Below are 22,690 nucleotides of genomic sequence, written 5' to 3'. Positions count from 1 at the left end.
TGCCCCCCGGTGCTTTGTGCATGTCCCCGAAAGCCAGACAACTCCGGTTTTGGGCTCCCGTCCAGAGGGCGGCCCGATTCACGTCCGGCGGTCATCGCCCCGTAACATCTGCGGCATGGCAAAGCCCCCCGTTCTCACGCCTCAGGCGGTCGACTTCCCCCGCTGGTACCAGGACCTGGTCAACAAGGCCGAACTGGCCGACAACGGCCCGGTGCGCGGCACGATGGTGATCCGGCCCTACGGATACGCCCTCTGGGAGCGGATGCAGCAGGAGATGGACGCGCGCATCAAGGACGCGGGCGCCCAGAACGCCTACTTCCCGCTCTTCATCCCGCAGTCGTACCTGACGCGCGAAGCCGAGCACGTGGAGGGCTTCGCCCCCGAGCTGGCGGTCGTCACGCACGGCGGTGGGAAGGAGCTGGACGAGCCGATCGTCGTCCGCCCCACCTCCGAGACGATCATCAACGAGTACTTCTCCAAGTGGGTGCAGAGCTACCGCGACCTGCCCCTGCTGATCAACCAGTGGGCGAACGTCGTCCGCTGGGAGATGCGTCCGCGGATCTTCCTGCGCACCACCGAGTTCCTCTGGCAGGAGGGCCACACCGCCCACGCCACCTACGAGGACGCGCGTGCCTACGCCGCGCGGATCCACCAGGACGTGTACGCCGATTTCATGGTGAACGTCCTCGGCATCGATGTGGTGCTCGGCCGGAAGACCGCCAAGGAGCGCTTCGCCGGCGCGATCAACACCCTCACCCTCGAGGGCATGATGGGCGACGGCAAGGCCCTGCAGATGGGCACCAGCCATGAGCTGGGCCAGAACTTCGCGAAGGCGTTCAACACCTCGTACCTGTCGGGCGAGGGCAAGCAGGAGCACGTCTGGCAGACCTCGTGGGGCGTCTCGACCCGGATGGTCGGCGGCCTGATCATGTCGCACGGCGACGACAACGGCCTGCGCGTCCCGCCGCGGCTCGCCGCGGTCCAGGTGGTCGTGCTGGCCATCAAGGGCGACGACACGGTCATCGCCAAGGTGCACGAGATCGGCGCCCGCCTCAAGGCGGCCGGGATCCGCGTCCAGGTGGACGCCCGTACCGACACGCCGTTCGGCCGCCGGGCCGTGGACTGGGAGCTCAAGGGCGTTCCGGTGCGGGTCGAGGTCGGTCCGCGCGACCTGGAGAACGGCACCGCGATGCTGGCCCGCCGGATCCCCGGCGGCAAGGAGCCGGTGGCGCTCGACGCGCTGGAGGCCCTGATCCCCGGGATCCTTGAGGAGGACCAGGCACAGCTGCTGCGGGAGAGCCTGGAGCGCCGCGAGTCGCGCACCGTGGACGTGGCGACCATCGGGGAGGCGGCCGAGGCCGCCGCCACCGGCTGGGCCCGCATCCCGTGGGCCGATCTCGGTCCGGAGGGCGAGGCCAAGCTGGCCGAGCAGAGCGTCTCCGTGCGCTGCCTGATCGCCGAGGACGGCACCGTGCCGGACTCCGACGACGCCCCGGGCACGCTCGCGGTCGTAGCCCGCGCGTACTGAGTCCTGCGCACCGATCCCACGTACTGAACTCTGTACGGATCGGTACGGAGTTCCGTGCGGAGCTCGCGGGCTGGGCCATTACCGCTGGTCGCTGACGGTCCTCCGTCGGTAGCCGAAGGTAGCTGGCCGGAAACGGTCGTAATTTTTCGGTGATACGTCCCGACTTCGGGGCGGGTGTTCGGATTCTCCACTATCCTCCGCTCCCGCCCCGCGCCGGACGCATCCTCCGGAACTGACCGATGAGTGCAAATTATTTGGGGTGGCCCGGAATCGGAACACTGGGCCACCCCGGCTCGTTGTCACGGCGTGAGCACGACACCACCAGTTCTCGCCGCCGAGCTGGCAGTCGCGTGGGCCGACATTCAACGGCACCACCCCGAACTGCCGGATCTGGCCGCGCCAGAGTCCCTTATCGGAGAGTCCTCGTCCGCCTGCGGGACCGAGCTCTCCTTCGAAAGGCTGCTCCACGAGGCCGTGCACGGAGTCGCCGCAGCACGCGGCGTCCGTGACACGTCGCGAGCCGGCCGCTACCACAACCGCCGTTTTCTGGCGATCGCCGATGAATTGGGCCTCGACCATGCCGAGGAGCCGCATCCCAGCAGCGGCTTCTCCCTGGTCGGTCTGCGCCCCGACACCAAGAAGCGCTATCGAGCCACCATGGACCGGCTGCACCGGGCCCTGAAGGCACACACCGTCGCGACCACCGCGGACACGGGACGCAGTTTCCGCGGTCCGGCGGCGCGGCACGGTTCGTCCGGTGGGGGAGTGCGGGTCAAGGCCGTCTGCGACTGCGGGCGCAACGTCCGCGTCGTACCGTCCGTCCTCGCCCAGGCGCCGATCATGTGCGGGGCCTGCGGACAGGCGTTCCGGATCCCGGAGGTCGTCGGCGCCGGCGTCGGGTGAGGTGAGCCGAAGCCGCTGGGCCGCTCGGATTAGCCGGGCGTGTCACCGTGTGGCAGAATAGCCAGCTGAGAACTCGACAGCCGTGCAGGAACCCTCTCTCCTTCGGCTGACGCGTCCGCTGGGCGCACGAATCCCACAACCCCACGTGGGTGTCCGCTGTGCCCAACCTCGTCAATTCCAGGAGAACCCACTCCCGTGGCAGTCAAGATCAAGCTGAAGCGTCTGGGCAAGATCCGTTCGCCTCACTACCGCATCGTCATCGCCGACTCCCGTACCCGCCGTGACGGCCGGGCCATCGAGGAGATCGGCCTGTACCACCCGGTGCAGAACCCGTCGCGCATCGAGGTCGACACCGAGCGTGTCCAGTACTGGCTGGGTGTCGGCGCACAGCCGACCGAGCCCGTGATGGCCATCCTCAAGGTCACCGGCGACTGGCAGAAGTTCAAGGGCCTGCCGGCCCCGGCTCCGATGCTCGTCGCCGAGCCGAAGGCCGACAAGCGGATCCTCTTCGAGGCCGCTGCCAAGGACGCCGGCAACGAGCCCAAGGGTGAGGCAATCACCCCGAAGGCCAAGAAGGCGGAGAAGGCCGAGAAGAAGGCCGATGACGCTGTCGAGGCCGCTGTTGAGGCCCCGGCCGAGACCACCGAGGCCTGAGCATGCTCGAGGAGGCTCTCGAGCACCTCGTGAGAGGCATCGTCGACAATCCCGATGATGTGCAGGTGTCTGCGAAGACCCTGCGCCGCGGGAGCGTCCTCGAGGTCCGGGTCCACCCGGACGACCTCGGCAAGGTGATCGGCCGCAACGGCCGCACCGCACGCGCTTTGCGTACTGTCGTGGGCGCCCTCGGCGGCCGTGGCATCCGCGTCGACCTCGTCGACGTGGATCAGGTCCGCTGAGACCAATGCAGTACCGGCACGGGCCGGGGGCGGCGATTGCCGGCCCCGGCCCGTTGTCGTGTTCCGGGACGGATCGTCGTGAACGGATCCGTCCTGCGGGAACAGGTTCTTCCGTGCGTGAACAGATTCTTAGTGAAGGGCAAGCAGAGTGCAGCTGGTAGTCGGCCGGATCGGGCGCGCCCACGGCATCAAGGGTGAGGTCACCGTCGAGGTGCGCACCGACGAGCCGGAGGTACGGCTCGGACCGGGCGCGGTACTGGCCACGGACCCGGCCACCGCCGGCCCGCTGACCATCGAGTCCGGCAAGGTGCACAGCGGCCGTCTGCTGCTGCGCTTCGAGGGCGTACGGGACCGCAACGGCGCCGAGGCGCTGCGTAACGTCCTGCTGATCGCCGAGGTGGACCCGGCGGAGCTGCCCGAGGACCCCGAGGAGTTCTACGACCACCAGCTCGTCGACCTCGACGTGGTGACCGTGGACGGTACGGAGGTCGGCCGCATCCTGGAGATCTCGCACCTGCCGGGACAGGACCTGCTGATCGTCGAGCGCCCGGACGGTACCGAGGTGATGATCCCGTTCGTCAGCGAGATCGTCCCGGAGATCGACCTGGAGAACCAGCGGGCCGTGATCGACCCGCCGCCCGGCCTGCTCGACGAGGCCGAGGCCGAGATCGCCAGCACCCGCGACACCGAGGGCGGCACCCGCGACTCCGACGGCGCTGACGGCACTGCCTGATGCGTATCGACGTCATCACGATCTTCCCTGAGTACCTGGAACCGCTGAACGTGTCGCTGGTAGGCAAGGCGCGGGCCCGCGGGCAGCTCGATGTGCGGATCCACAACCTGCGCGACTGGACCCACGACCGGCACAACACCGTGGACGACAGCCCGTTCGGCGGCGGCCCCGGCATGGTGATGAAGCCGGAACCGTGGGGCGAGGCGCTGGACGCGGTGACCTCGGAAGCGGGGGAGGAGCGGCCGGTGATGGTCGTCCCGACGCCCAGTGGTCTGCCGTTCACCCAGGAACTCGCGGTCGAACTGTCCGAGCGGCCCTGGCTGGTCTTCACGCCGGCCCGCTACGAGGGCATCGACCGCCGGGTCATCGAGGAGTACGGCGACCGTTTCGACGTGCGCGAGGTCTCCATCGGCGACTACGTCCTGGCCGGTGGCGAGGCCCCGGTCCTGGTGATCGTCGAGGCGGTGGCCCGGTTGCTGCCCGGCGTGCTCGGCAACGCCGAGTCGCACCGCGACGACTCCTTCGCGCCCGGCGCGATGGCCGACCTCCTGGAGGGGCCGGTCTACACGAAGCCGCCCGTCTGGCGGGAGCGCGAGGTGCCCGAGGTGCTGCTGAGCGGCCACCACGGCAAGGTCGCCCGCTTCCGCCGTGACGAGGCGTTCCGCCGCACCACCGCCAACCGGCCGGACCTGATCGAGCGCTGCGACCCGGCCGCGCTCGACAAGCTGGACCGCAGACTCCTGGCGGAGCTGGGCTGGGATGAGCTGCCGGACGGCCGATTTGGGCGCTCGGCCTCCGCCGTGGAAGAATAGGCGCCTGCTGTACGTCCGGCGGCGCCCCTGCCACAGGGGGACCGACGTTCGCCCGACGGAGCGGCATTCCGAATCATCATCACGACAGTTCCGCCGATGACCTGTGGCATGGGCGAAGGAAGCAGAAGATCTTCATGCATATTCTCGACTCCGTCGACAACGCCTCGAAGCGTGACGACGTCCCGGCGTTCCGCCCCGGTGACACCATCAACGTCCACGTGCGTGTCATCGAAGGCACCCGCTCGCGTGTGCAGCAGTTCAAGGGCGTAGTCGTCCGCCGCCAGGGCGCCGGCGTCCGCGAGACCTTCACGGTCCGCAAGGTCAGCTTCAGCGTCGGCGTCGAGCGTACCTTCCCGGTGCACAGCCCGATCTTCGAGAAGATCGAGATCGTGACCCGCGGTGACGTCCGTCGCGCCAAGCTGTACTACCTCCGTGAGCTGCGCGGCAAGGCCGCGAAGATCAAGGAGAAGCGCGACAACTGAGCCCATCGCGGGGCCGTATAGGCTCTCCGCTCGATGGACACGGACGCAGAACTCCCGGAGCGCGATCGCTCTTCCCCCGCTGAACAGCAGGGGAAGCGGCGGTCGCGCTTCGCTGTGTCCCCGTCGTCCCTGCCTCCGTGGTGGTCCGTGGCCCGCTGGTGGCGTACGGCGCTGCCCGCCGTCGCCTGTGTGGCCGCCCTCTTCCTGGCGAACGCCTTCCTGGTGCAGCCGTTCCTCGTTCCGAGCGGATCGATGGAGGGGACGCTGCAGATCGGGGACCGGGTGCTGGTGAACAAGCTGGCGTACCGTTTCGGCCGGGAGCCGGAGCGGGGCGACATCGTCGTCTTCGACGGTGACGGATCGTTCCTCCGGACCGGCGGGACCGACTATGTGAAGCGGGTGATCGGTATCGGCGGGGACCGGGTCACCTGTTGCGACGCGCTGGGCCGGCTCATGGTGAACGGTCATCCGCTGGACGAGGGCTATCTGTATCCGGGCGATACACCCTCCCAGGTACCGTTCGACATCCAAGTGCCGGCAGGGAGGCTGTGGGTGATGGGTGACCACCGTGGCGACTCCCGGGATTCCCGGGATCATCTCGGCGAGCCCGGCGGCGGCACCGTCCCGCTGGACGAGGTGATCGGGCGGGCCGACTGGATCGGCTGGCCGATCGGGCGTATGCGGTCCCTGGACCGTCCGGCGGTCTTCGCCGCCATACCCGAACCAGGTCGGGGCCGTGGGTAACCGCGGCAGGCCGCGGTACGGGCACCACCGGCCGGGCGCGGTCCGGCCGGTCCGTGCCGGCATGCATGCCGGCACGGACGCCCGGACGGGCCCGGGGCGCGATTCCGGCAACGGATCCGGCACCGGCGATGGCGGCGGCGATGGCGGCGGATCCGGCGACGGCTTCGGCTACGGATCCGTGCCGCGCGGCGGGCCCACCCGGGCGGAACGGCGCAAGCTGGCCCGCAAGGTCAAGCGCAAGCGGCGCCGGTCGGCGGCACGTGAGGTACCGCTGCTGCTCGTCGTGGCGCTGCTGATCGCCCTGGTGCTCAAGACGTTCCTGCTGCAGGCCTTCGTCATCCCGTCCGGTTCGATGGAGCAGACCATCAGGATCAGCGACCGGGTGCTGGTCGACAAGTTGACTCCGTGGTTCGGCAGCACGCCGCAGCGCGGCGATGTCGTGGTCTTCAAGGACCCGGGCGGCTGGTTGGCGAACGAGCCCAAGCCCAAGCCGGATCCGGTGGTGGTCAAGCAGGTGAAGGAGTTCTTCACCTTCATCGGACTGCTGCCGGCCTCGGGCGAACAGGACCTGATCAAGCGGGTGGTCGCGGTCGGCGGTGACACCGTGAAGTGCTGCGACAAGGACGGCCGGATTACCGTCAACGGCACTCCGTTGATCGAGCCGTACATCAATCCGGGTGATATCCCCTCGCAGTCGCAGTTCAGTGTGAAGGTGCCCATGGGGCGGGTGTGGGTGATGGGGGACCACCGCTCCAACTCCGCCGACTCCCGTTTCCACATGGACCAGGCAGGTCAGGGGACGGTGCCACTGGATCTGGTGGTGGGCCGGGCGTTCGTCATCGCGTGGCCGCTGGGTCATTGGCGCAAACTGGAGGAGCCGGGGACGTACGCCTCGGTGCCCGACGCGCGGTCGACCGGCACAAGTGCACTGGAACCGCCGACTAAGGTGGGCACGGCCAACAATGAGCAAGGAACGAACCCCCTCCCGACTCCTGCGGAACTCCCGCTCGTTATGGGAGTGGTGGGCCTGCGTCAGTCATGGCGCAGGCGGCAGCGTGGAATGAGGAGTGAACGTGGGGGACCTGGCGGTCGGCGCACGATCCGGATCCGGCGAGCCCGAAGACGGGGACATCCCGGCGGGCTCTGTCCAGAAGACGGCGGACGGCGGCTCGGCCCCCGATGCGGGGCACGAGAACGAGTCCGGGCACGAACCCGCGCCGGAACCCGGTGCGGCCGGTGGCGAGGACAGCGGCGCGGCGGGCCGGCGCCGTAGGCCGGAGCGCAAGCAGCGGTCGTTCTGGAAGGAACTGCCCCTGCTCATCGGCATCGCGCTGGTACTGGCGCTGCTGATCAAGACGTTCCTGGTGCAGGCGTTCTCCATCCCGTCGGACTCGATGCAGAACACCCTGCAGGAGGGCGACCGGGTTCTGGTGGACAAGCTGACCCCGTGGTTCGGCTCCGAGCCCGACCGCGGCGAGGTCGTCGTCTTCCACGACCCGGGCGGCTGGCTGCCCGAGAACCCGCCGCCCAGCGGCAACGCGGTGTCGCGGGGGCTGCAGTCGGCCCTCAGCTTCATCGGTCTGATGCCCTCCGCGCAGGAGAAGGACCTGATCAAGCGGGTCATCGGCGTGGGCGGCGACACCGTCGAATGCAACGGCACCGGTCCGCTGAAGGTGAACGGCAAGGCGCTCGTCGAGCCGTACGTCTACCCGGACAACACTCCGTGCACGATGGACAAGCCGTTCAAGGTGACGGTGCCCAAGGACCACATCTGGATGATGGGCGACCACCGCCAGAACTCGCTGGACTCCCGGTACCACATGGACCAGCCGGGCAACGGGTACGTCCCGCTCGACGATGTGGTCGGCCGTGCCTTCGTGAAGGCCTGGCCCATCAACCGCTGGGGCATGCTGCCCATCCCCGACACCTTCGAGCAGCCGGGGATCAACGCGGCGGGCGCCGCGCTGCCGGCCACCGCCGGCCTGGTGGGCGCGCTTCCGCTGGTGCTGATGCGCCGGCGCCGGCTGACCCGCAAGGGCGCGGAGGCCGCTGAGGGCTCCGCCGGCTGACCAGCCGGAAATGCCTGCCGGGGACTGCTGACCTCGGCGGGTACCGCCGGGTAGGGTGCGGATCCATGAGCAGCAGTTCCACGAGCAGCAGTGCGATACGTAGGGATGACGGCCGGCTCGGACACATACTGTCCGGGCTGGCCGTAGCCATGGGGTGTGTGCTGTTCCTGGGCGGCTTCGCCTGGGGAGCGGTGACCTACCGGCCCTACACCGTGCCGAGCCAGTCCATGCAGCCGACCGTGGAGCCGGGGGACCGGATCCTTGCGCAGCGTGTCGACGGGTCGGACGTCCGCCGCGGCGACATCGTGGTCTTCCAGGACCAGTTGTGGGGCAGCGCGACGCTGGTCAAGCGCGTCGTCGGCGTGGACGGCGACGTCATCACCTGCTGCGACAAGCAGGGCCGGATGCTCGTCAACGGCAAACCGGTCGAGGAGAGCTATCTGCTGCACGGCGGACCGGCGTCGATCACGCCCTTCAAGACCACGGTTCCCAAGGGGCAGCTCTTCCTCCTCGGCGACAACCGGGCCGAGTCGCTGGACTCCCGTGTGCACATGACCGGCGGCGAGACCGGTACGGTGCCGCGCGGCGCGGTCCGGGCCCGGGTGGACGCCGTGGCGTGGCCGCTGGGGCGGCTCGGCATGGTGGACCGGGCCAAGAACTTCACCGCGCTGCCCGGCGGGGTCTCCCAGCAGGGACCGCTGCGCTGGATCACCGTCGCGGTGTTCGCCGGAGCGGTGCTGATCCTCGGCGGCGCGGCGTACGGTCCGATCGCCCGCAGACTGCGCCGCCGCCGGTGATCAGGCGCCGCGCGGCCCGGGTCGTCCTGCTGGATCCCGCCGACCGCATCCTGCTGCTGCACGGCTGCGAACCGGCCGACCCTTCGACGACCTGGTGGTTCACTCCGGGCGGCGGGGTCGAGGAGGGCGAGAGCCTGGCCGCGGCGGCCCGCCGGGAACTGGCCGAGGAGACCGGGATGACCTCGGTGGAACTGGGGCCCGTGCTGTGGGAGCGGACGTGTTCGTTCGCGTTCGACGGGCGCCAGTGGGAGCAGGACGAGTGGTACTACCTGGCCCGCACCAGCACCACCGAGTTCGACACCGGTGGGCACACCGAACTGGAGCGGCGCAGCGTCACCGGGCTTCGGTGGTGGACCTGCGAGGAACTTCTGTCCTCTCGTGAGACGGTGTACCCGATCAGGCTCGCCGGGCTGCTGCGTACGCTGCTCGACGAAGGACCCCCACAATTCCCGATCCCGCTGGGGACGGAGCGTGACTGACGCACAATGGGGGGACGTACGGCTGAAGGGGAACATGCGATGAGCGCCGAGGACCTCGAGAAGTACGAGACCGAGATGGAGCTGAAGCTCTACCGGGAGTACCGCGATGTCGTCGGGTTGTTCAAATATGTGATCGAGACCGAGCGGCGTTTCTACCTGACCAACGATTACGAGATGCAGGTGCACTCGGTTCAGGGTGAGGTTTTCTTCGAGGTGTCCATGGCTGACGCCTGGGTGTGGGACATGTACCGGCCGGCCCGCTTCGTGAAGCAGGTCAGGGTCCTCACATTCAAGGACGTGAACATTGAAGAGCTGAACAAGGCCGATCTCGATCTGTCGTCCGACGAAGCGGGCTTCAACAGCTGACCCCGGGTGGGGATGACGGCCCGCTGACCGGCCTCTCCGACCGGGTTATCCACAGGTAAGTTCAAGATCATCTGTAGTGCACCACCTCCGTCACAGTGAGTGGCGGAGGTGGTGTGCGTGAACGCACGAGCAGCCCGTGGCAGGTACGGCGAGGAACTGGCGGCCCGCTGGCTGGCCACGGCCGGCCTGAGAGTGCTGGAACGGAACTGGCGGTGCCGCCGCGGCGAGGTGGACATCGTCGCGTCCGAGGGCGACGCGCTGGTGATGTGCGAGGTGAAGACCCGCACCGGCGGTGACTACGAGCACCCCATGGCGGCCGTCACCCCGCGCAAGGCGGAGCGGCTGCGGCTGCTCGCCGAGTACTGGCTCAGCGAGCACGGCGGCCCGCCCCCCGGCGGGGTGCGGATCGACCTGGTCGGGGTGGTCCTGCCCGGCCGCGGCGCGGCCCGGGTCGAGCATGTGCGGGGGGTGGCCTGATGGGCTTCGCCCGCACCTGCTCGGTGGCCCTGGTCGGCGTGGAGGGCGTGGTCGTCGAGGTCCAGGCCGACCTCGAACCGGGGCTGGCCGCGTTCACCCTCGTCGGACTGCCCGACAAGAGCCTGAGCGAGAGCCGCGACCGCGTCCGGGCGGCGATCGTGTTCCCTGTCAAGTTGATGTGTTCAGATTTTTCACCCTTCTGAGTGCTGCCGTGAGAGTGGTCATCGGAGCGACTGTTGCGGTGGCGGCTGCCTGTCAGTCGGACTCCGTGTCGCTTCAGAGCCTGTTCCTGGACTGGCTCGCCAAGTAGGTTTGGGCCTTGCGCTGGTGCGGTGTCCGAGAGCACCGAACGGGTCGGAGAGCGGGTATACCGGGACTGTGGCAAACGGCTGAGGCCGGAAGCCCGATCCGCGACGCGCTGTTCTGCTCGGCAGCGTGTCAACTATGCCGTGGAGCAAGCAGATCCATGGTCGATCGGGGGCGCGCACCATGGATGTATTAGTGGGTCTGACGCCAGGCAGCGAGGTGGACGCAGCGGAGAGCGAGCGGCTGATGATGCGGCTCCGCGCCGAGTTGCGCGGGCTCGATATCTACACGCTGCGTGTGCTGGCTGACGGCGCCCCACCCGACCTCGCCAAGGCGGGTGACGCGGTCACTGCAGGCGCCGTCGTCCTGGCACTGAGTGCTCCGGGCGGAGCACTCACCTCACTGGTCGGGTGGTTGCAGGACTGGCTCGGTCGGCAACCCGCCCGGCACCGAGTCTCGGTCACCATCGACGGCGACACGATTGAGGTTTACGCGACCCCCGAAGAGAGCCGACAATTGATCGACGCGTTCGTGCGGCGTCACGGGGCGCGTGGGGAGTAGCCATGGGACGCCAGCTGGCCCTGCTGATCGCCACGTACGTGTACGAGGACGAGGAACTGCGGCAGCTGACCGCGCCCGGCCACGACGCTGAAGCACTGGCCGAGGTGCTGCGCGACCCGGACATCGCCGGATTCGAGGTGACCATTCTCGTCAACGAACCGCACCACCGGGTCGGCGTGGCCATTGGCGAGTTCTTCAGGGACCGCTCCCACGACGACCTCACCCTGCTGTACTTCACCGGGCACGGTCTTAAGGACGAGGAAGGCCGTCTCCACCTGGCCACGGCCGACACCCGCCGCACCAACCTCATGTTCACCTCCCTGTCCGCGGAGCAGATCGACCGGGCCATGAGCGCCTGCATGTCGCGGCGGCAGGTGCTGATCCTCGACTGCTGCTACAGCGGCGCCTTCCCGGCCGGCCGGCTTACCAAGGGCGACGCAGATGTACACACGCTGGAGCGGTTCCAGGGCAAAGGCCGTACCGTGCTGACCGCCTCGGACGCCACCCAGTACTCCTTCGAGGGCGACCAACTGCACGGCAGCGCCCCCAGGTCGCTGTTCACCGGGCACCTAGTGCAGGGGCTGCGCGACGGCAACGCCGACCTCGACGGTGACGGAGACATCACCCTCGACGAGCTCTACACCTACGTCCACGACAAGGTCGTCACCGAAATGCCGCAGCAGCGGCCCAAGAAACAGGAGAACGTAGAGGGCCGTATCGTCATCGCTCGGAACGTCAACTGGTCCCTTCCCACCCGCCTGCAGAGCGTTCTGAGCAGCCCGTATGCGACTGAACGCCTCGGGGGCGTGGAGCAACTTGTGCACCTGTACCGCATTGGCAACGAGACGGTCCGTGCTCGTGCGGCGGAGCAACTCCGGCTCCTCATGGGCGACGACAGCCGCGTCGTGTCCGCCGCTGCAGCAGCTTCCATGGGGGAGGTCGTCGAACACGTCCCACCCGCTGGTCCAGGGCCGGTAGACCTTGAGAGTCTGCTCGAACAGGCGACTGAAGAGCGTGACGGAGGCGCACTCGAACAGGCCGAGGAGCACTACTGGTCGGCTCTCGACCTCGCTATACAGCACCGCGCCAGGCGGAATGAAGGCTGGGCCTGGGACGGCCTCGGCTCCTGTCGCTGGAGAGCGGGGGACTTCGAAATGGCGCTGAAGTTCTTCATCCGGGCCGATCGCATCGCCGACGAGACAGGCGACGCACTCCTGAAAGCCTGGTGCCTGCACAACTTCGGCGTGCACCGGCGTGAACATGGTGACGTGGTGGCGGCCAAGGACTTTTTCGAGCAATCCCTGGGGGTATCGGACATCCCTCAGTGCTACACGGCTGCAGGCTGGACCCACCACCAGATGGCCGAGCTGGCACATGAGGAGGGAAACGCCGACCAGGAGCGGGAGCATTACGCAGCCGCAGTGCGGGCCGGCCAGGCTTCTGGCAACGAAACTCTGGTGGGCTGGACCCTGATTCGCGTCGCGAAGTCCGCAGAGCGCTCCGGCGACTCTTCACAGGCGGGCGAACACTATGCGCGCGCCCTGGAGATCGGTGCCCGAATCCGCCATCAATGGATGGTCCACGAAGCCGAGGAGGGGCGCGTGCGGATCGCCGATTCGGCAGACCACGCGGCGTATCGCGACGAGGCCGGATCCTGACCCTCGGTCAGCGCGCAGCGCACGGCGGAGTACCGCATACGTGATGCCGTAGTCACGGGCGAAAGCGGCGGGTCCGATCTCGGCGAAACAGCCCCCCGGGGGATCCAGTCCCCGAGGGCGGCCAGGCTAGCGGCGGCGTCCGAACCGGCCGCGGTTCTTCTCCGCTTCGGCCGTCTCACGCCTGGTGCTCTGGCGGCGCGCCGCGTTGTGCACAATGCGACGCAGTTTCACACGCGGGCGGTGCGCACGGTCGGCACCGGGTGCGGCGTGCTCTCCGGCCGGTCACGATGTCGTGGACTTTCCGTGGTGGTGCTGACCGAAGTGCGCACCTCCGCACTCGCCGCGAACCGGTGCGGTACATCGCCAGGGTGCGCCGCACTCATCCCTGACGGTGTCGGAGCAGGCGTGCGGACCGCCATGGGTTCGGCCGGCCGCCGGTGTACTGCCGTGAGCAGCGCCGGACCGGCGGCGGCTTCGGCGACGGGTACAGCGTTCGCAGCCGGGCCGCGTCGGTGAGCTGCTGCAGGCGCTCCAAGCACTCCGGCGAGAGGTACGGCCGAAGCCACGGTCCGGGTCGACTGAGGAAGACCCACATGCTGAAGGCCCCGACACAGATCCTGCGTGTCGGGGCCTTCGGTGGCGGTTCACCAGGCGCGTAGCTTCTTCACTTTGTCCTCCGCCACGTGCACGGTGCTTAGCAGTTGTTCGGCCGCGCGGGTCTGCTGCTGTGCGCGTGCTACGTGCTCGGTCAGCAGCAGGTGCGGCGGGATCCCGACGACAGATGTGGCCCCCATGTACGCGGCCTCGACGTCGTTGCTGGCCGCAGTCGCAGCATCGGCGTACACGGTTATCCGGGTGCTGACGTCGATGAGCATCGAGCGCAGCGAGCGAAGGCGCCGACCCTTGACGCACCGGTCGGCGGCGCGCTGGGCACAGAGCAGCAGGCCGCGCAGGTCGGTGAAGTCGGCTGTGGTGAGCGCCCGGCCGGCAGCGGCGAGCCTGCGGGCTTCCAGGTCCAGGCGCCCGAGGGTCTCGGCGGTCTCGGTGAGATCCGCGCGCCGGTGGTCGCGGCGCCGGTACCACGCGTACAGCAGCCACCCCACGATGGCGAGGAACGCTGGGGTTGCGTACGGCAGGACCTGCCCGATGAACGGGGCGCTGCTGGCCGACGGTGCGGTGGCCTGTGCCCGGTGGGCGAGGGGGTGTAAGCCGTCTGCTCCGATCAGGTTCAGCTTCTGTGCGCGAGCGGGTAGAAAGGACATGTGCCACTCCAGTGGTACGACGACGCCCGCCGCTCGGACCAGGAATCCGATGAGCAGCGGGCGTCCGTGTTTGTGTGTGCTGCTTACCTCCTTGTGTGTTCTGCGAGGGCGGAGTTGTGAGGTGTGTCTGCCGACTGGTCGGCGCGGTGAGCGGAGCGGGTGAAGGAGATCCCGGCCATCAAGCCGGCGCAGGCGATGCCGGTGATGACGATGAACACCAGGGCGAGCAGTAGTTGCGTCTTCAGCACTGCAGTGGTGGCCCCGCCGACTCCCAGCATGCCGATGGTGCCACTGACGGCGGTGGTGGTGTTTCCGTTCGTGGGCCGCGATGGCCTAGGTGCATTGCTGGGGGTGGCCGGGGTGCCGTAGAGCACGCCGGAGCGGTCGAGAATGTAGTGCAGGTACTGGTCATGGGCGGTTCGGTGCCACGGAAGCAGCCGCAGGTAGCGGTGCCGCTTCGTTCGGTGTAGCGATGACATTTGACTGACTCCCCTAAAACGGTGGCCTCACGTGATCAATCTTTTTCTGGCTCGGGATGTCTGCGTAGAAGTAGCTCCCGACTCGGGCCCTCGGGATGGTTGGTGGACCAGACCGCCCATACCGAGGACCCGGGACGGGATCTACTCCTCCGGGACCGTCCAGGTACTGCTCTTGGGGTCGTACGGGTGCGTGCGGCGCCGATAGCGCAGGCGGATCCAGGCCATGAGGACCGGCTTGTTGCGGATCTTCCTCATCGCGGAGGCGTGACCCTGGCGCACGGCCTGCTCGGACCTGCCGAGAACCTGCGCAATGTGCTCGTACTCCAGGTCGACGTGATGGCGCAGGTACAGCACGTGCGTCTCGTACTTGGTCAGGATGTTGATGCACCGTTGGAAGAGCGTGGGCAGATCGCCGTCGGCCACGTGCGCCCAGGCTGACTCCGCGTCCTCCCGAGCGGCGAGGAACTCATCCCCGTCGGCGAGGTAGCCGCGATCCGCAATCTGCTTCCGGACCTGGCCAACCAGTTTGTTGTAGGCGATCCCGTACATGTACTGGCGCCACGTCGTCCTGGGGTTGCCGCCCTTGAACATGCTGACCAACAGAGCCTCGAAGGTGTCGCTGGTGAGCTCCTCCGCCGTGTGCGCGTCGAAGCTGCCACGCTGGAGGAAATACCGCGCCACACGGTGTCGGTCGTAGATCAGATCTTCGAATTCTTCGCGAAGGGAAGCGGGAAGATCAAGGTAGGTAGACGTCTTGGGTGCCTCAGCCGGTTCGACTGAATGCTGCGTCTCCCTCTCGCCCGCCGGTACGACCGCCCCGTTCACGTGCGGATCGTTCTTGGGGACATGCGGTCGACGGGGCTTGGGGACCCCGTGGACCTCCTGGTTCTCAAGATGCTCGGACATCGGTCTTGCGGCTCCTGGCTAGTGATCCAATACAGCGCGATCCCGTACCCCCCTGGGAGTACGTGCGCTACAGGAGCCGCCGTGTGAGGTGTTTCCGAAAAAAGATGTGAAACCTCGGTGGGCCCTGGACTCACGGCTGGAGGACTCGGCCGGGGGCGGCTGCTCGTGCTCCTGGCGGTGCGGGTCGGCCAGGTCGGCGGCCGGGGGCTGGGAGCTCCCGGTCCTCGATGGCCCGGCGGCGAGCGTCCGCCTCGCGGGTGAAGTCGGCGAGACGGCTGAGGTTCTCCGGCGAGTGCACCCACGTCGCCGAGTCCGTCGTGCGGCCCCCAGCAGCTCGGGCATCGCGGCCTGCTGGTGAACATGGACGGCGGCGGCCCGCTGCGCTGGGGTGAGCGCGGCGGGCCGGTCCGGGTGGTCGAGGCGTGCGGCGCGGCCGCCGCCTCGAAAACAGGCACTCATCAAGCTTTCGGCGACCACCGGGACGATGCCGACCGAAAGAGAGCCAGGGGCGCCCGGAGCGTCCGCCTCGGTGGTGCACTGTCCGACGCGCCGTCGGTCGCGGACAGCGTGATCACGCCGGCTTGCGAATCTGCGCTACAACTCCGGCGACATCGACATGGATTTCGTCGTCCTCGCTGACTTTGTGGAGCATTAGCATCACTTCGGCGTGATGGTGATCCTCGCGCATGATCGCTTCGGCATGTTGGTTGTGCTGCTGCTGCGTCTCCCGAAAGTGGTGCAGGAGCACCAACAGAAGTGGCCGTAAGGACGCCAACACCATGACCACCCCGCTCACCGCGACAGCCGCAAACGACGGGGCATCGGTGATGAATGGTGCAAGCAGCGGGACGGCACCCGCTGCCGCTGGTACAACGACGCGATGCCGTGCGATGTCAGTGGTCGCAGGATTTCCCATCAGCAACTCCTCTTGCTTCATGCGACGCCACGTTTTCGCGACGCATGAGTCGAGGTTGGGATAGAACGCCTAAGCAGAGCGAGGTTCGTCTGCTACGGCCATCGTCGTCCTTCGAAGCCATCCAACACGACGGACCACCCGATGAGGTGAACATTGTGAATCGACATTGACTTCGTCCGCGCCGGGGTGCATCACTTGCGCTATTGAGGACGCTACTTGAGGGGAGTTGCGCTCATGCGAGCGACGGACGCGACACCGGCCGAGTGGGAGAAGTGGCGGCTCCAAGTCGCAGGTGACGATGACGAGGACTTGTCCAAGGTCTTCAAGCAGGTAGGCCGCAGTAAGAGGAGCGACACCCGGGCCGAGTGGGCGCGGGACTGGCGGACGCGGACGTTCTGTGATCTCGCGTTGCACCTGATCTATGAACGTCATATCCGCGGGGTGCCGTCGGAGAGCGAAGAGGAGTCGCCGATCTTTGCCGAGGCTAAGGCGAGCGCCCTGCGGAATCACGCCTCTCGGGGGTTCTTCTCTGAAGCAGATTTCCAATCGCTGACCGTTGACCGATTCAACGCTACCTGGGGCCAGCAGCCGGCCTTCTGTAAGGACTTGGTCGAGTATCTCTTTCGGCCAACGCCGTACTTGCGTCGGATCGATCAACTGCACCCACGGCTGATCGTCAAGACGGAGGAGCTGACGCTGGCGGAGTGGCTCCGATACATCTCAAAGGCTGAGCTTGATTCGGCTTCGGTACATCCACTGGTAGCTCTGCACACGTTGGTGGAAACCGGGCGACCGTCCGATCCCGTAATTAAGAAACATGTGACTGGTCTTCGGAAACTCCGGATGCAGAGATGGGCTGACTTGCACGAGCGCGTCTTCACTGCGTATGGAGCCGCGCTTCGAGGTGATCCAGATCTTGACTGGCTCGGCCTTGCCGAGAGCTTTTCGTCTGCTGCTGGAGGTGCATTCCTGCGCTCTCAAACTCGAACTGCGGGTGCCATGGCAGGCGTTGACGGGAGGGTTCTCGGTAATACTGTCGTCAGTATCGTCCCGGCCTTCGTCTCCATCGACAACGAGGAGATGGAAACGCGGCGTCTGCAAAGGCCTGTCGTATTGGCCTGACCAGGGACTCGTTCACGCGGCGATGCCGAGTTCTTTGCGGGTCCCGTGAGGGTCTCGGGGACGGCTGGTTCGTCGCGCCAGGGGGTGGTGCTGAACTCGCGGACGTTCGCCGGTGAGGATGTCGACGGACCAGTTGCCCAGCTAAGGGCAGTTGCCGAGGTCGTGGGTCTAGGGGTGGGCGGCGGCGATGATGGCCAGGCGCGTGCTGATCGACCGGGTGAACCCCCAGTTCGGCACCACTGCGGCCTGCCGATTCCACGCGAGGGCGGCTTTGGGGTTCCTCAGGTCGCGATAGACCTCGGCGGGGTCCGCCGACAGGCGGGCGCGTGATCATAGAGGTCGATGGCCCGGCTCGTCGGCGCGGTCGCGTGCCCGGCCCGCTGAACCCCAACACCCGGCGCCAGGCGGCCGGCAGCCCCGCGTGTGCCAGCCACCCTGGTGGGCGAAGCGCACCGCGACCTGTTTCGCACCTCGCGCTTGCCTGAACGGCGGACGGGTATCGTTCCCCCGTCGTAGGCTCTCCAATGACCTGCGGAACTGACAAGCCATTGTGCTCGTCGTGGCTTCGTGTGAGTGCGCTGTGCTTCCATCCCGCAGGGGCCGATGCATCAGATTTGGGGGTCCACATGGCACCGATAAAGACGCTCGTTTGTCTGGCAAATTCTCGCAAGCTTTCGGGTCGGTGCGTGGCAGGCATGGTTGACGACGGCTCAGGAGAGTGGGTACGCCCGGTCAGCGCCCGCCCAAACCGCGAAGTCTCGGATCGCGAAAGACAGTACGAAGACGGAATTGACCCGAGCGTCCTTGACATTTTCTTGGTGCCACTTCTACGGCCTCAGCCGAACGATTTCCAGACTGAGAATTGGCTCCTTGATCACCGATACTACTGGATGAATACAGGCAGGGTTGGGTGGAGTGGATTGCTGAGGCTGGAACAGCGGCCTAGCGCTTTGTGGATTAACGGGGCCAGCACCTATCATGGCAACAATGACCGGATTTCGACTGAAGAAGCAATCGCTCTGCCGGATTCGCTCAAGCTAATACGCGTCACCAACCTGGCATTACAAGTTCACATCCCTGCAGCGATATTTGGAGATCAGAGGCTGGTTCTGCGTGCCCACTTTTCTTATGCAGGACATGCATATATACTGCGGGTGACCGATCCCGAATATGAGCTACAATATCTGGCCAAGCCGCAAGGAGTCTACGAACTGGGTGAATCCTTCCTTACGGTGAGTCTCGGGGAACCATACGAAGGCTACGTCTATAAATTAGTTGCAGCTATTATTGAGCGAGCGAAGATCCAAACAGGCAGCAGGCGATGACACTTCATACCGTATTCACTGTCGGCCACTCCACGCATAGCAGCACTGGTTTTCTGAGCCTGCTACAGAAGCATGGAATCACGGCGGTCGCCGATGTGCGCTCTATGCCCGTCAGCCGATTTACCCCCCAGTTCAATCAGTACGCTGTGGAGCGTCTCTTGTCGGACGTTGATATCAAGTATGTCTTCCTGGGAAGGGAACTGGGCGCGCGTACCGAGGACCTCACTTGCTATGTCGACGCACGAGTGCGGTATGACCTTCTCGCCCGGACCTCGGAATTCGTTAGCGGCATCAAACGCCTGCGGAAAGGTTCGCAGAGCGAGCGAATCGCTATCATGTGCACCGAACAGGAACCACTCGACTGTCATCGTTGCGTCCTCGTCGCGCGCGTCCTCGACGAGGACGGAATCGCAGTCGAACACATTCATGGTGACGGGCACATCGAGGGCCATGCCTCGGCAATGCGACGCCTGATGGCTAATTTCGGACTGGATCAGGAAGATCTCTTTCGGACCTCAGCCGAGCGGCTCCAAGAAGCGCTCGACCGGCAGGAACAACGAATCGCTTACGTCAATGAAGAGCTTCGCGTCGATGGGACACCGGAAAGATGAAACTCTACACCATCGGGTTCACGAAGAAGTCCGCCGAAAAATTCTTCGGGCTATTGCGCGAAGCCGGAGCGACAAGGCTGGTAGATGTTCGACTCAATAACGTCTCCCAACTGTCCGGTTTCGCCAAGCGTGATGATCTGAGGTACTTCCTGGGTGAGATCTGCGGTGCGCAGTACAGCCATCGTACTGAGCTGGCCCCGACCAAGGACATGCTCGACGCCTACAAGAAGCGGGATATCGGCTGGGCGGCCTACGAAGAACGATTTGTCGAATTGATGAAGGTTCGTCAGATTGAGGACATCATCCGGCGGGAAACGCTCGACAACGCAGTCCTTCTCTGCAGTGAGGACAATGCACGGCATTGCCACCGCCGACTGGTCGCGGAATATCTCGCACAGCAGTGGGACGATGTCGCAATCGAGCACCTGGCGTGAGCGACGGCGCTGCTGTCAACTGCCATCGTCCCATAACCACAGTCGCCTGAGATGGCACTGGTAGAGCCGCTCTCTGCGGGCCGTCGGCTTGAAGATGAACTCCATCCTTAGCTCGCTCACTCTCACGAAGATCAGGTTTCCTCCCCTGGTTCTACGATAGCCGTTCTACCGATCTGAGCGGAGGACGTGATGTGGGGGCGTTGGCCTGCAGTGCCTGAGCGAATAGGAATTACTGACGTAGGCGCGGACCATGTCCGACTATGCGCACAAAGGGGAATCAGGCGATGAATAGCGAGCAGGAGCAACTCGGAGAGCGTGTTTTGGCTCAGGCTGCCGCCATTTTCGCTGCTCGCTCAGATATCGGCGCGACGGAAATACTTCGCGCGGTTGAGCGGATCGAATTCGAGCAGACGGAGGAAGGCTACACGACATCCAGTAACTGGAACGATTACTACTGGGCCGCTGTCCTTTACATCGACGCAGTAGACACTCCCAGCTTCGATGACGAGGTCTTGGACCACTTGCTGCCTACGATCGCTGAGGTGGCCGCCCAGAATGACCGACCTGCTGTCAATCGAACCCTGGTCAGGCCAGTCCTCCGTCCGCCGGACATGAACTGGCGGCAGGCGTTGGAGGGAGGCCAGGAGTCGAAGCTTTTCCAGCCGCAAGACACACGTATAGACGACGGCAAGTCCGCCCGCATCACCGAAGTCACCCGTATGCGACTCTTCGATACCCTCCGACTTCATAATACCGACTGGGCTGGGAGGCTAGAGGAGGCAGAGTTCCTCAAGCGCATCTTCAAACTGGATGCATTCGAAAGCTACGACTCGCGTTTCAAAACGGCTGAAGGCGACATTTACCAGCATCGTGTAAACAACGATGATTGGGAAGTGGACTGGGTCTTCACAGACGAACGATTCGGATTGGGGCGCGGCCCGGACTCGGTTCTCCTACGATTCCTCTCTGAAATACTTCACCCTGTGGTGCGGACTGACGAAGCAGAATTGCTAAAACTGCTAGAGCTCTTCAATTCGCTATTGGCCCGCGATGGTTATGCACTCGTGCCCGTAGACTCGATCAGTGGCCACATAATTTACGGTGGGCAACGTATTCCCGTACAGGCCCGACCCATGGCCCCGGCCCCGGGGACACGCATCCGTGTCTCTGGAGCGAAGGACGCTGCTGTTAACTCATATGATTTGGTCCGCGCTCAGGCTCGCGGGGAGCGGAGGGACTATCGTCTCGATCGCCTCCCCAAAGAAGAGGGCGGACAGGCACAGATCTTCCGAGCCGTTCACAAGCCAACCGACGTCGAAGTCGCCTTCAAGCGCAGAACATCGCAGCGAGATACCCCCGCCGCTCGGATGAGACGAGAGATTGAAATCTCTCAACTGCTTGGCCAGCACGCGCACTACATGCCCATCCTCGACTCCAACCCTGCAGATGGTTGGCTCGTCATGCCGATGGCGCAGGCTACCGCAGAGCAAAGGTGCGACAACCTAAGTGACCCTGTACAGCTGCGAGCTCTGGTCGAGGCGCTGATGGATGTACTGGAACTTGCTCATGCACACGACTGGCTACACCGCGACGTGAAACCGTCTAACATCCTGCTGCTGGATAACCAATGGACTCTCGCGGACTGGGGAATCGTTCGGCGACCGCGAGGTCAGACTACGCAGGCAGGACGTACCCGCTTCGAGCTCGGCACCGAAGGCTTCGCAGCGCCTGAACTTTTCGTTGCTGCACACGAGGCCACGGCAGCAGCCGACATCTACGGCATCGGGCGGGTCATTGCCTGGGCGCTCACCGGCGAGTATCCGCAGATGAACGTGCCACTCTTCCCTCCTCCAGGACCGTGGAGGAACATCACCCGAATTGCTACACACGCCGATCCTCGGCAAAGGGTGCAGAGCATCGAAAGCCTCCGAAATTTGATCAACCGCGAGCTTACTGAGCCAGCTGAGCCTTCGGCTGAACAAGCGAAGCGCCTGTTGGAACGGACGCGCGCCGGCGATCCAGCGGCCGTGGGGTCCTTGCTCGAACTGATCGCAGATCACCCCGAAGACTATGAGCTGTATGTCCGCACGCTTACAGCTCTCTCCGCCGAACAGGCAGGACCTTGGTTGTCCCGCGACCCGCGAGCCAGCGGTCGCCTCTTCAAGGCTATGGCCGACCATGTTGATGGCGAAGAAACGCGACGGGTCCAGTTCGCTGAGGCTGGCCGAGTCGCTGTATGGCTTCATGCCATCGCGAATTTTGCCGCAGCCAAGGACGACTGGGATGTCCTCGAAGAGGCCGCCCGCACGATGTGCACCTGGGATGCCGCATGGGATCAGTGGAGTGCCCAAGATCGCATCGCACCATGGCTGCGCTCACTGTCAGGCCAGGCGGCACAGCTGATAGCGGCGGTTCTGCGAGATCACCCGCGCTCTGCACGGCACTTTTCCGGCTTGGCACAGGACGGAACCGTGGACCTTCGGCTTCGCGCGGCAATCCAGGCAGCTGCGGTGACGCCGTAGCCTTAAGAATGGTCGATCGCGTGGGCGTGTGCTTGCGGTCGAGCTGATGTCCTCTCCAGGCTGGCGTTATGTCGCCGGGAAGTTAGAAACCGACGACCGCTCGGCGAATGTCCTGATGGCCAGCAGCGAGCGCAAGTTGTTGGTGGACTGCTGGGCCCATGGAGTCCCATGGCCTCAGGGCTTGATCAAGTTCCTTAGGTGACCGGTTCGTTGGTGATGCCCAGGATGGGGAGTGCTCGTTGGGGTTCGTCGCGGATCGCCCGGGTGGTCTTGGCGATGTTGTCGGCTCCGAGGGTTTTCAG

General features: G+C 65.7%; 25 protein-coding genes and 1 pseudogene. 22 read left to right on the top strand and 4 right to left on the bottom strand.

From position 1 onward, the window contains the following. The first annotated feature begins 115 nt into the window (after positions 1–115). The 17 genes and pseudogenes from proS to O3W51_RS37935 all read left to right on the top strand — a co-directional run bounded on the left by proS (position 116) and on the right by O3W51_RS37935 (position 12,811). Positions 116–1,528, top strand: a complete 1,413-nt coding sequence (gene proS / locus O3W51_RS38015) for a proline--tRNA ligase (RefSeq protein WP_164298539.1) — start codon at positions 116–118, stop codon at positions 1,526–1,528. A 306-nt stretch (positions 1,529–1,834) separates the two neighbouring features. Then, the gene (locus O3W51_RS38010) at positions 1,835–2,431 is read left to right on the top strand and encodes a hypothetical protein (protein WP_138356446.1); all 597 of its coding nucleotides are present in this window, start codon (positions 1,835–1,837) and stop codon (positions 2,429–2,431) included. Between the two features lie 195 nt (positions 2,432–2,626). After that, positions 2,627–3,085, top strand: a complete 459-nt coding sequence (gene rpsP, locus O3W51_RS38005; protein ID WP_138356445.1) for a 30S ribosomal protein S16 — start codon at positions 2,627–2,629, stop codon at positions 3,083–3,085. A gap of 2 nt (positions 3,086–3,087) precedes the next feature. Further along, complete coding sequence (locus O3W51_RS38000) at positions 3,088–3,327, top strand: RNA-binding protein (protein ID WP_138356444.1); 240 nt, start codon at positions 3,088–3,090, stop codon at positions 3,325–3,327. Positions 3,328–3,475: 148 nt separating this feature from the next. Then, positions 3,476–4,060 carry a ribosome maturation factor RimM gene (gene rimM / locus O3W51_RS37995; RefSeq protein ID WP_269288572.1) on the top strand — a complete coding sequence of 195 codons (585 nt, stop codon included), beginning with the start codon at positions 3,476–3,478 and terminating at the stop codon, positions 4,058–4,060. Continuing rightward, complete coding sequence (gene trmD / locus O3W51_RS37990; protein ID WP_269288571.1) at positions 4,060–4,872, top strand: tRNA (guanosine(37)-N1)-methyltransferase TrmD; 813 nt, start codon at positions 4,060–4,062, stop codon at positions 4,870–4,872. The genes rimM and trmD overlap by 1 nt, the downstream gene beginning before the upstream one ends. A gap of 134 nt (positions 4,873–5,006) precedes the next feature. Continuing rightward, positions 5,007–5,354, top strand: a complete 348-nt coding sequence (rplS, locus tag O3W51_RS37985) for a 50S ribosomal protein L19 (RefSeq protein WP_138356441.1) — start codon at positions 5,007–5,009, stop codon at positions 5,352–5,354. Positions 5,355–5,387: 33 nt separating this feature from the next. Continuing rightward, complete coding sequence (gene lepB / locus O3W51_RS37980; protein ID WP_138356440.1) at positions 5,388–6,098, top strand: signal peptidase I; 711 nt, start codon at positions 5,388–5,390, stop codon at positions 6,096–6,098. Continuing rightward, positions 6,091–7,371, top strand: coding sequence for a signal peptidase I (lepB, locus tag O3W51_RS37975; RefSeq protein WP_244809453.1), 1,281 nt, complete (start codon positions 6,091–6,093; stop codon positions 7,369–7,371). Before lepB (O3W51_RS37980) ends, lepB (O3W51_RS37975) begins: the two co-directional genes overlap by 8 nt. Before the next feature lie 34 nt (positions 7,372–7,405). Beyond that, positions 7,406–8,167: a signal peptidase I gene (gene lepB / locus O3W51_RS37970; protein ID WP_138356498.1), complete on the top strand. Its 762-nt coding sequence runs from the start codon at positions 7,406–7,408 to the stop codon at positions 8,165–8,167. A gap of 65 nt (positions 8,168–8,232) precedes the next feature. Then, complete coding sequence (lepB, locus tag O3W51_RS37965; protein WP_138356438.1) at positions 8,233–8,964, top strand: signal peptidase I; 732 nt, start codon at positions 8,233–8,235, stop codon at positions 8,962–8,964. Further along, the gene (locus O3W51_RS37960; protein WP_138356497.1) at positions 8,964–9,443 is read left to right on the top strand and encodes an NUDIX hydrolase; all 480 of its coding nucleotides are present in this window, start codon (positions 8,964–8,966) and stop codon (positions 9,441–9,443) included. The genes lepB (O3W51_RS37965) and O3W51_RS37960 overlap by 1 nt, the downstream gene beginning before the upstream one ends. Positions 9,444–9,482: 39 nt before the next feature. Continuing rightward, a complete protein-coding gene (locus O3W51_RS37955; RefSeq protein WP_138356437.1) occupies positions 9,483–9,809 on the top strand; it encodes a DUF2469 domain-containing protein in 327 nt (108 codons plus the stop codon). Between the two features lie 117 nt (positions 9,810–9,926). Further along, positions 9,927–10,286 carry a YraN family protein gene (locus O3W51_RS37950; protein ID WP_269288569.1) on the top strand — a complete coding sequence of 120 codons (360 nt, stop codon included), beginning with the start codon at positions 9,927–9,929 and terminating at the stop codon, positions 10,284–10,286. Next, positions 10,286–10,483, top strand: a pseudogene (locus O3W51_RS37945) (magnesium chelatase domain-containing protein); the annotation flags it as partial. The gene O3W51_RS37950 and the pseudogene O3W51_RS37945, both read left to right, overlap by 1 nt. 247 nt (positions 10,484–10,730) lie before the next feature. After that, positions 10,731–11,153, top strand: coding sequence for an effector-associated constant component EACC1 (locus O3W51_RS37940; RefSeq protein WP_269288568.1), 423 nt, complete (start codon positions 10,731–10,733; stop codon positions 11,151–11,153). 2 nt (positions 11,154–11,155) lie between these two features. Then, on the top strand, positions 11,156–12,811 hold the full coding sequence (locus tag O3W51_RS37935) for a caspase, EACC1-associated type (RefSeq protein ID WP_269288567.1): 1,656 nt from the start codon (positions 11,156–11,158) through the stop codon (positions 12,809–12,811). 644 nt (positions 12,812–13,455) lie between these two features. On the opposite strand, the gene O3W51_RS37930 is transcribed toward O3W51_RS37935, so the two are convergent. From O3W51_RS37930 to O3W51_RS37915, 4 genes are all read right to left on the bottom strand, one after another. Continuing rightward, complete coding sequence (locus O3W51_RS37930; RefSeq protein ID WP_269288566.1) at positions 13,456–14,073, bottom strand: hypothetical protein; 618 nt, start codon at positions 14,071–14,073, stop codon at positions 13,456–13,458. Between the two features lie 83 nt (positions 14,074–14,156). Continuing rightward, complete coding sequence (locus tag O3W51_RS37925) at positions 14,157–14,552, bottom strand: hypothetical protein (protein ID WP_269288565.1); 396 nt, start codon at positions 14,550–14,552, stop codon at positions 14,157–14,159. Positions 14,553–14,693: 141 nt separating this feature from the next. Beyond that, positions 14,694–15,233 carry an RNA polymerase sigma factor gene (locus tag O3W51_RS37920; RefSeq protein WP_269288563.1) on the bottom strand — a complete coding sequence of 180 codons (540 nt, stop codon included), beginning with the start codon at positions 15,231–15,233 and terminating at the stop codon, positions 14,694–14,696. A gap of 796 nt (positions 15,234–16,029) precedes the next feature. Then, positions 16,030–16,395, bottom strand: coding sequence for a hypothetical protein (locus O3W51_RS37915; protein ID WP_269288562.1), 366 nt, complete (start codon positions 16,393–16,395; stop codon positions 16,030–16,032). A 213-nt stretch (positions 16,396–16,608) separates the two neighbouring features. Between O3W51_RS37915 and O3W51_RS37910 the strand changes: the two genes are divergently transcribed. From O3W51_RS37910 to O3W51_RS37890, 5 genes are all read left to right on the top strand, one after another. Beyond that, positions 16,609–17,496 (top strand): hypothetical protein, encoded by an 888-nt coding sequence (locus O3W51_RS37910; RefSeq protein ID WP_269288561.1) that lies wholly within the window; start codon positions 16,609–16,611, stop codon positions 17,494–17,496. Positions 17,497–18,020: 524 nt separating this feature from the next. Then, on the top strand, positions 18,021–18,821 hold the full coding sequence (locus O3W51_RS37905; RefSeq protein WP_443048387.1) for a dual OB domain-containing protein: 801 nt from the start codon (positions 18,021–18,023) through the stop codon (positions 18,819–18,821). Then, positions 18,818–19,432: a DUF488 domain-containing protein gene (locus tag O3W51_RS37900; protein ID WP_269288559.1), complete on the top strand. Its 615-nt coding sequence runs from the start codon at positions 18,818–18,820 to the stop codon at positions 19,430–19,432. Before O3W51_RS37905 ends, O3W51_RS37900 begins: the two co-directional genes overlap by 4 nt. Then, positions 19,429–19,866, top strand: a complete 438-nt coding sequence (locus O3W51_RS37895) for a DUF488 domain-containing protein (protein ID WP_269288558.1) — start codon at positions 19,429–19,431, stop codon at positions 19,864–19,866. The genes O3W51_RS37900 and O3W51_RS37895 overlap by 4 nt, the downstream gene beginning before the upstream one ends. A 284-nt stretch (positions 19,867–20,150) precedes the next feature. Then, complete coding sequence (locus tag O3W51_RS37890) at positions 20,151–22,388, top strand: protein kinase domain-containing protein (RefSeq protein ID WP_269288557.1); 2,238 nt, start codon at positions 20,151–20,153, stop codon at positions 22,386–22,388. The last annotated feature ends 302 nt before the right edge of the window (positions 22,389–22,690 follow it).

The organism is Streptomyces sp. H39-C1 (assembly GCF_027158125.1).
Classification (GTDB): Bacteria; Actinomycetota; Actinomycetes; order Streptomycetales; family Streptomycetaceae; genus Actinacidiphila; species Actinacidiphila fildesensis.
Note: the sequence above shows the minus strand (reverse complement) of the source record. Positions and strands in the feature narration are given on the sequence as shown.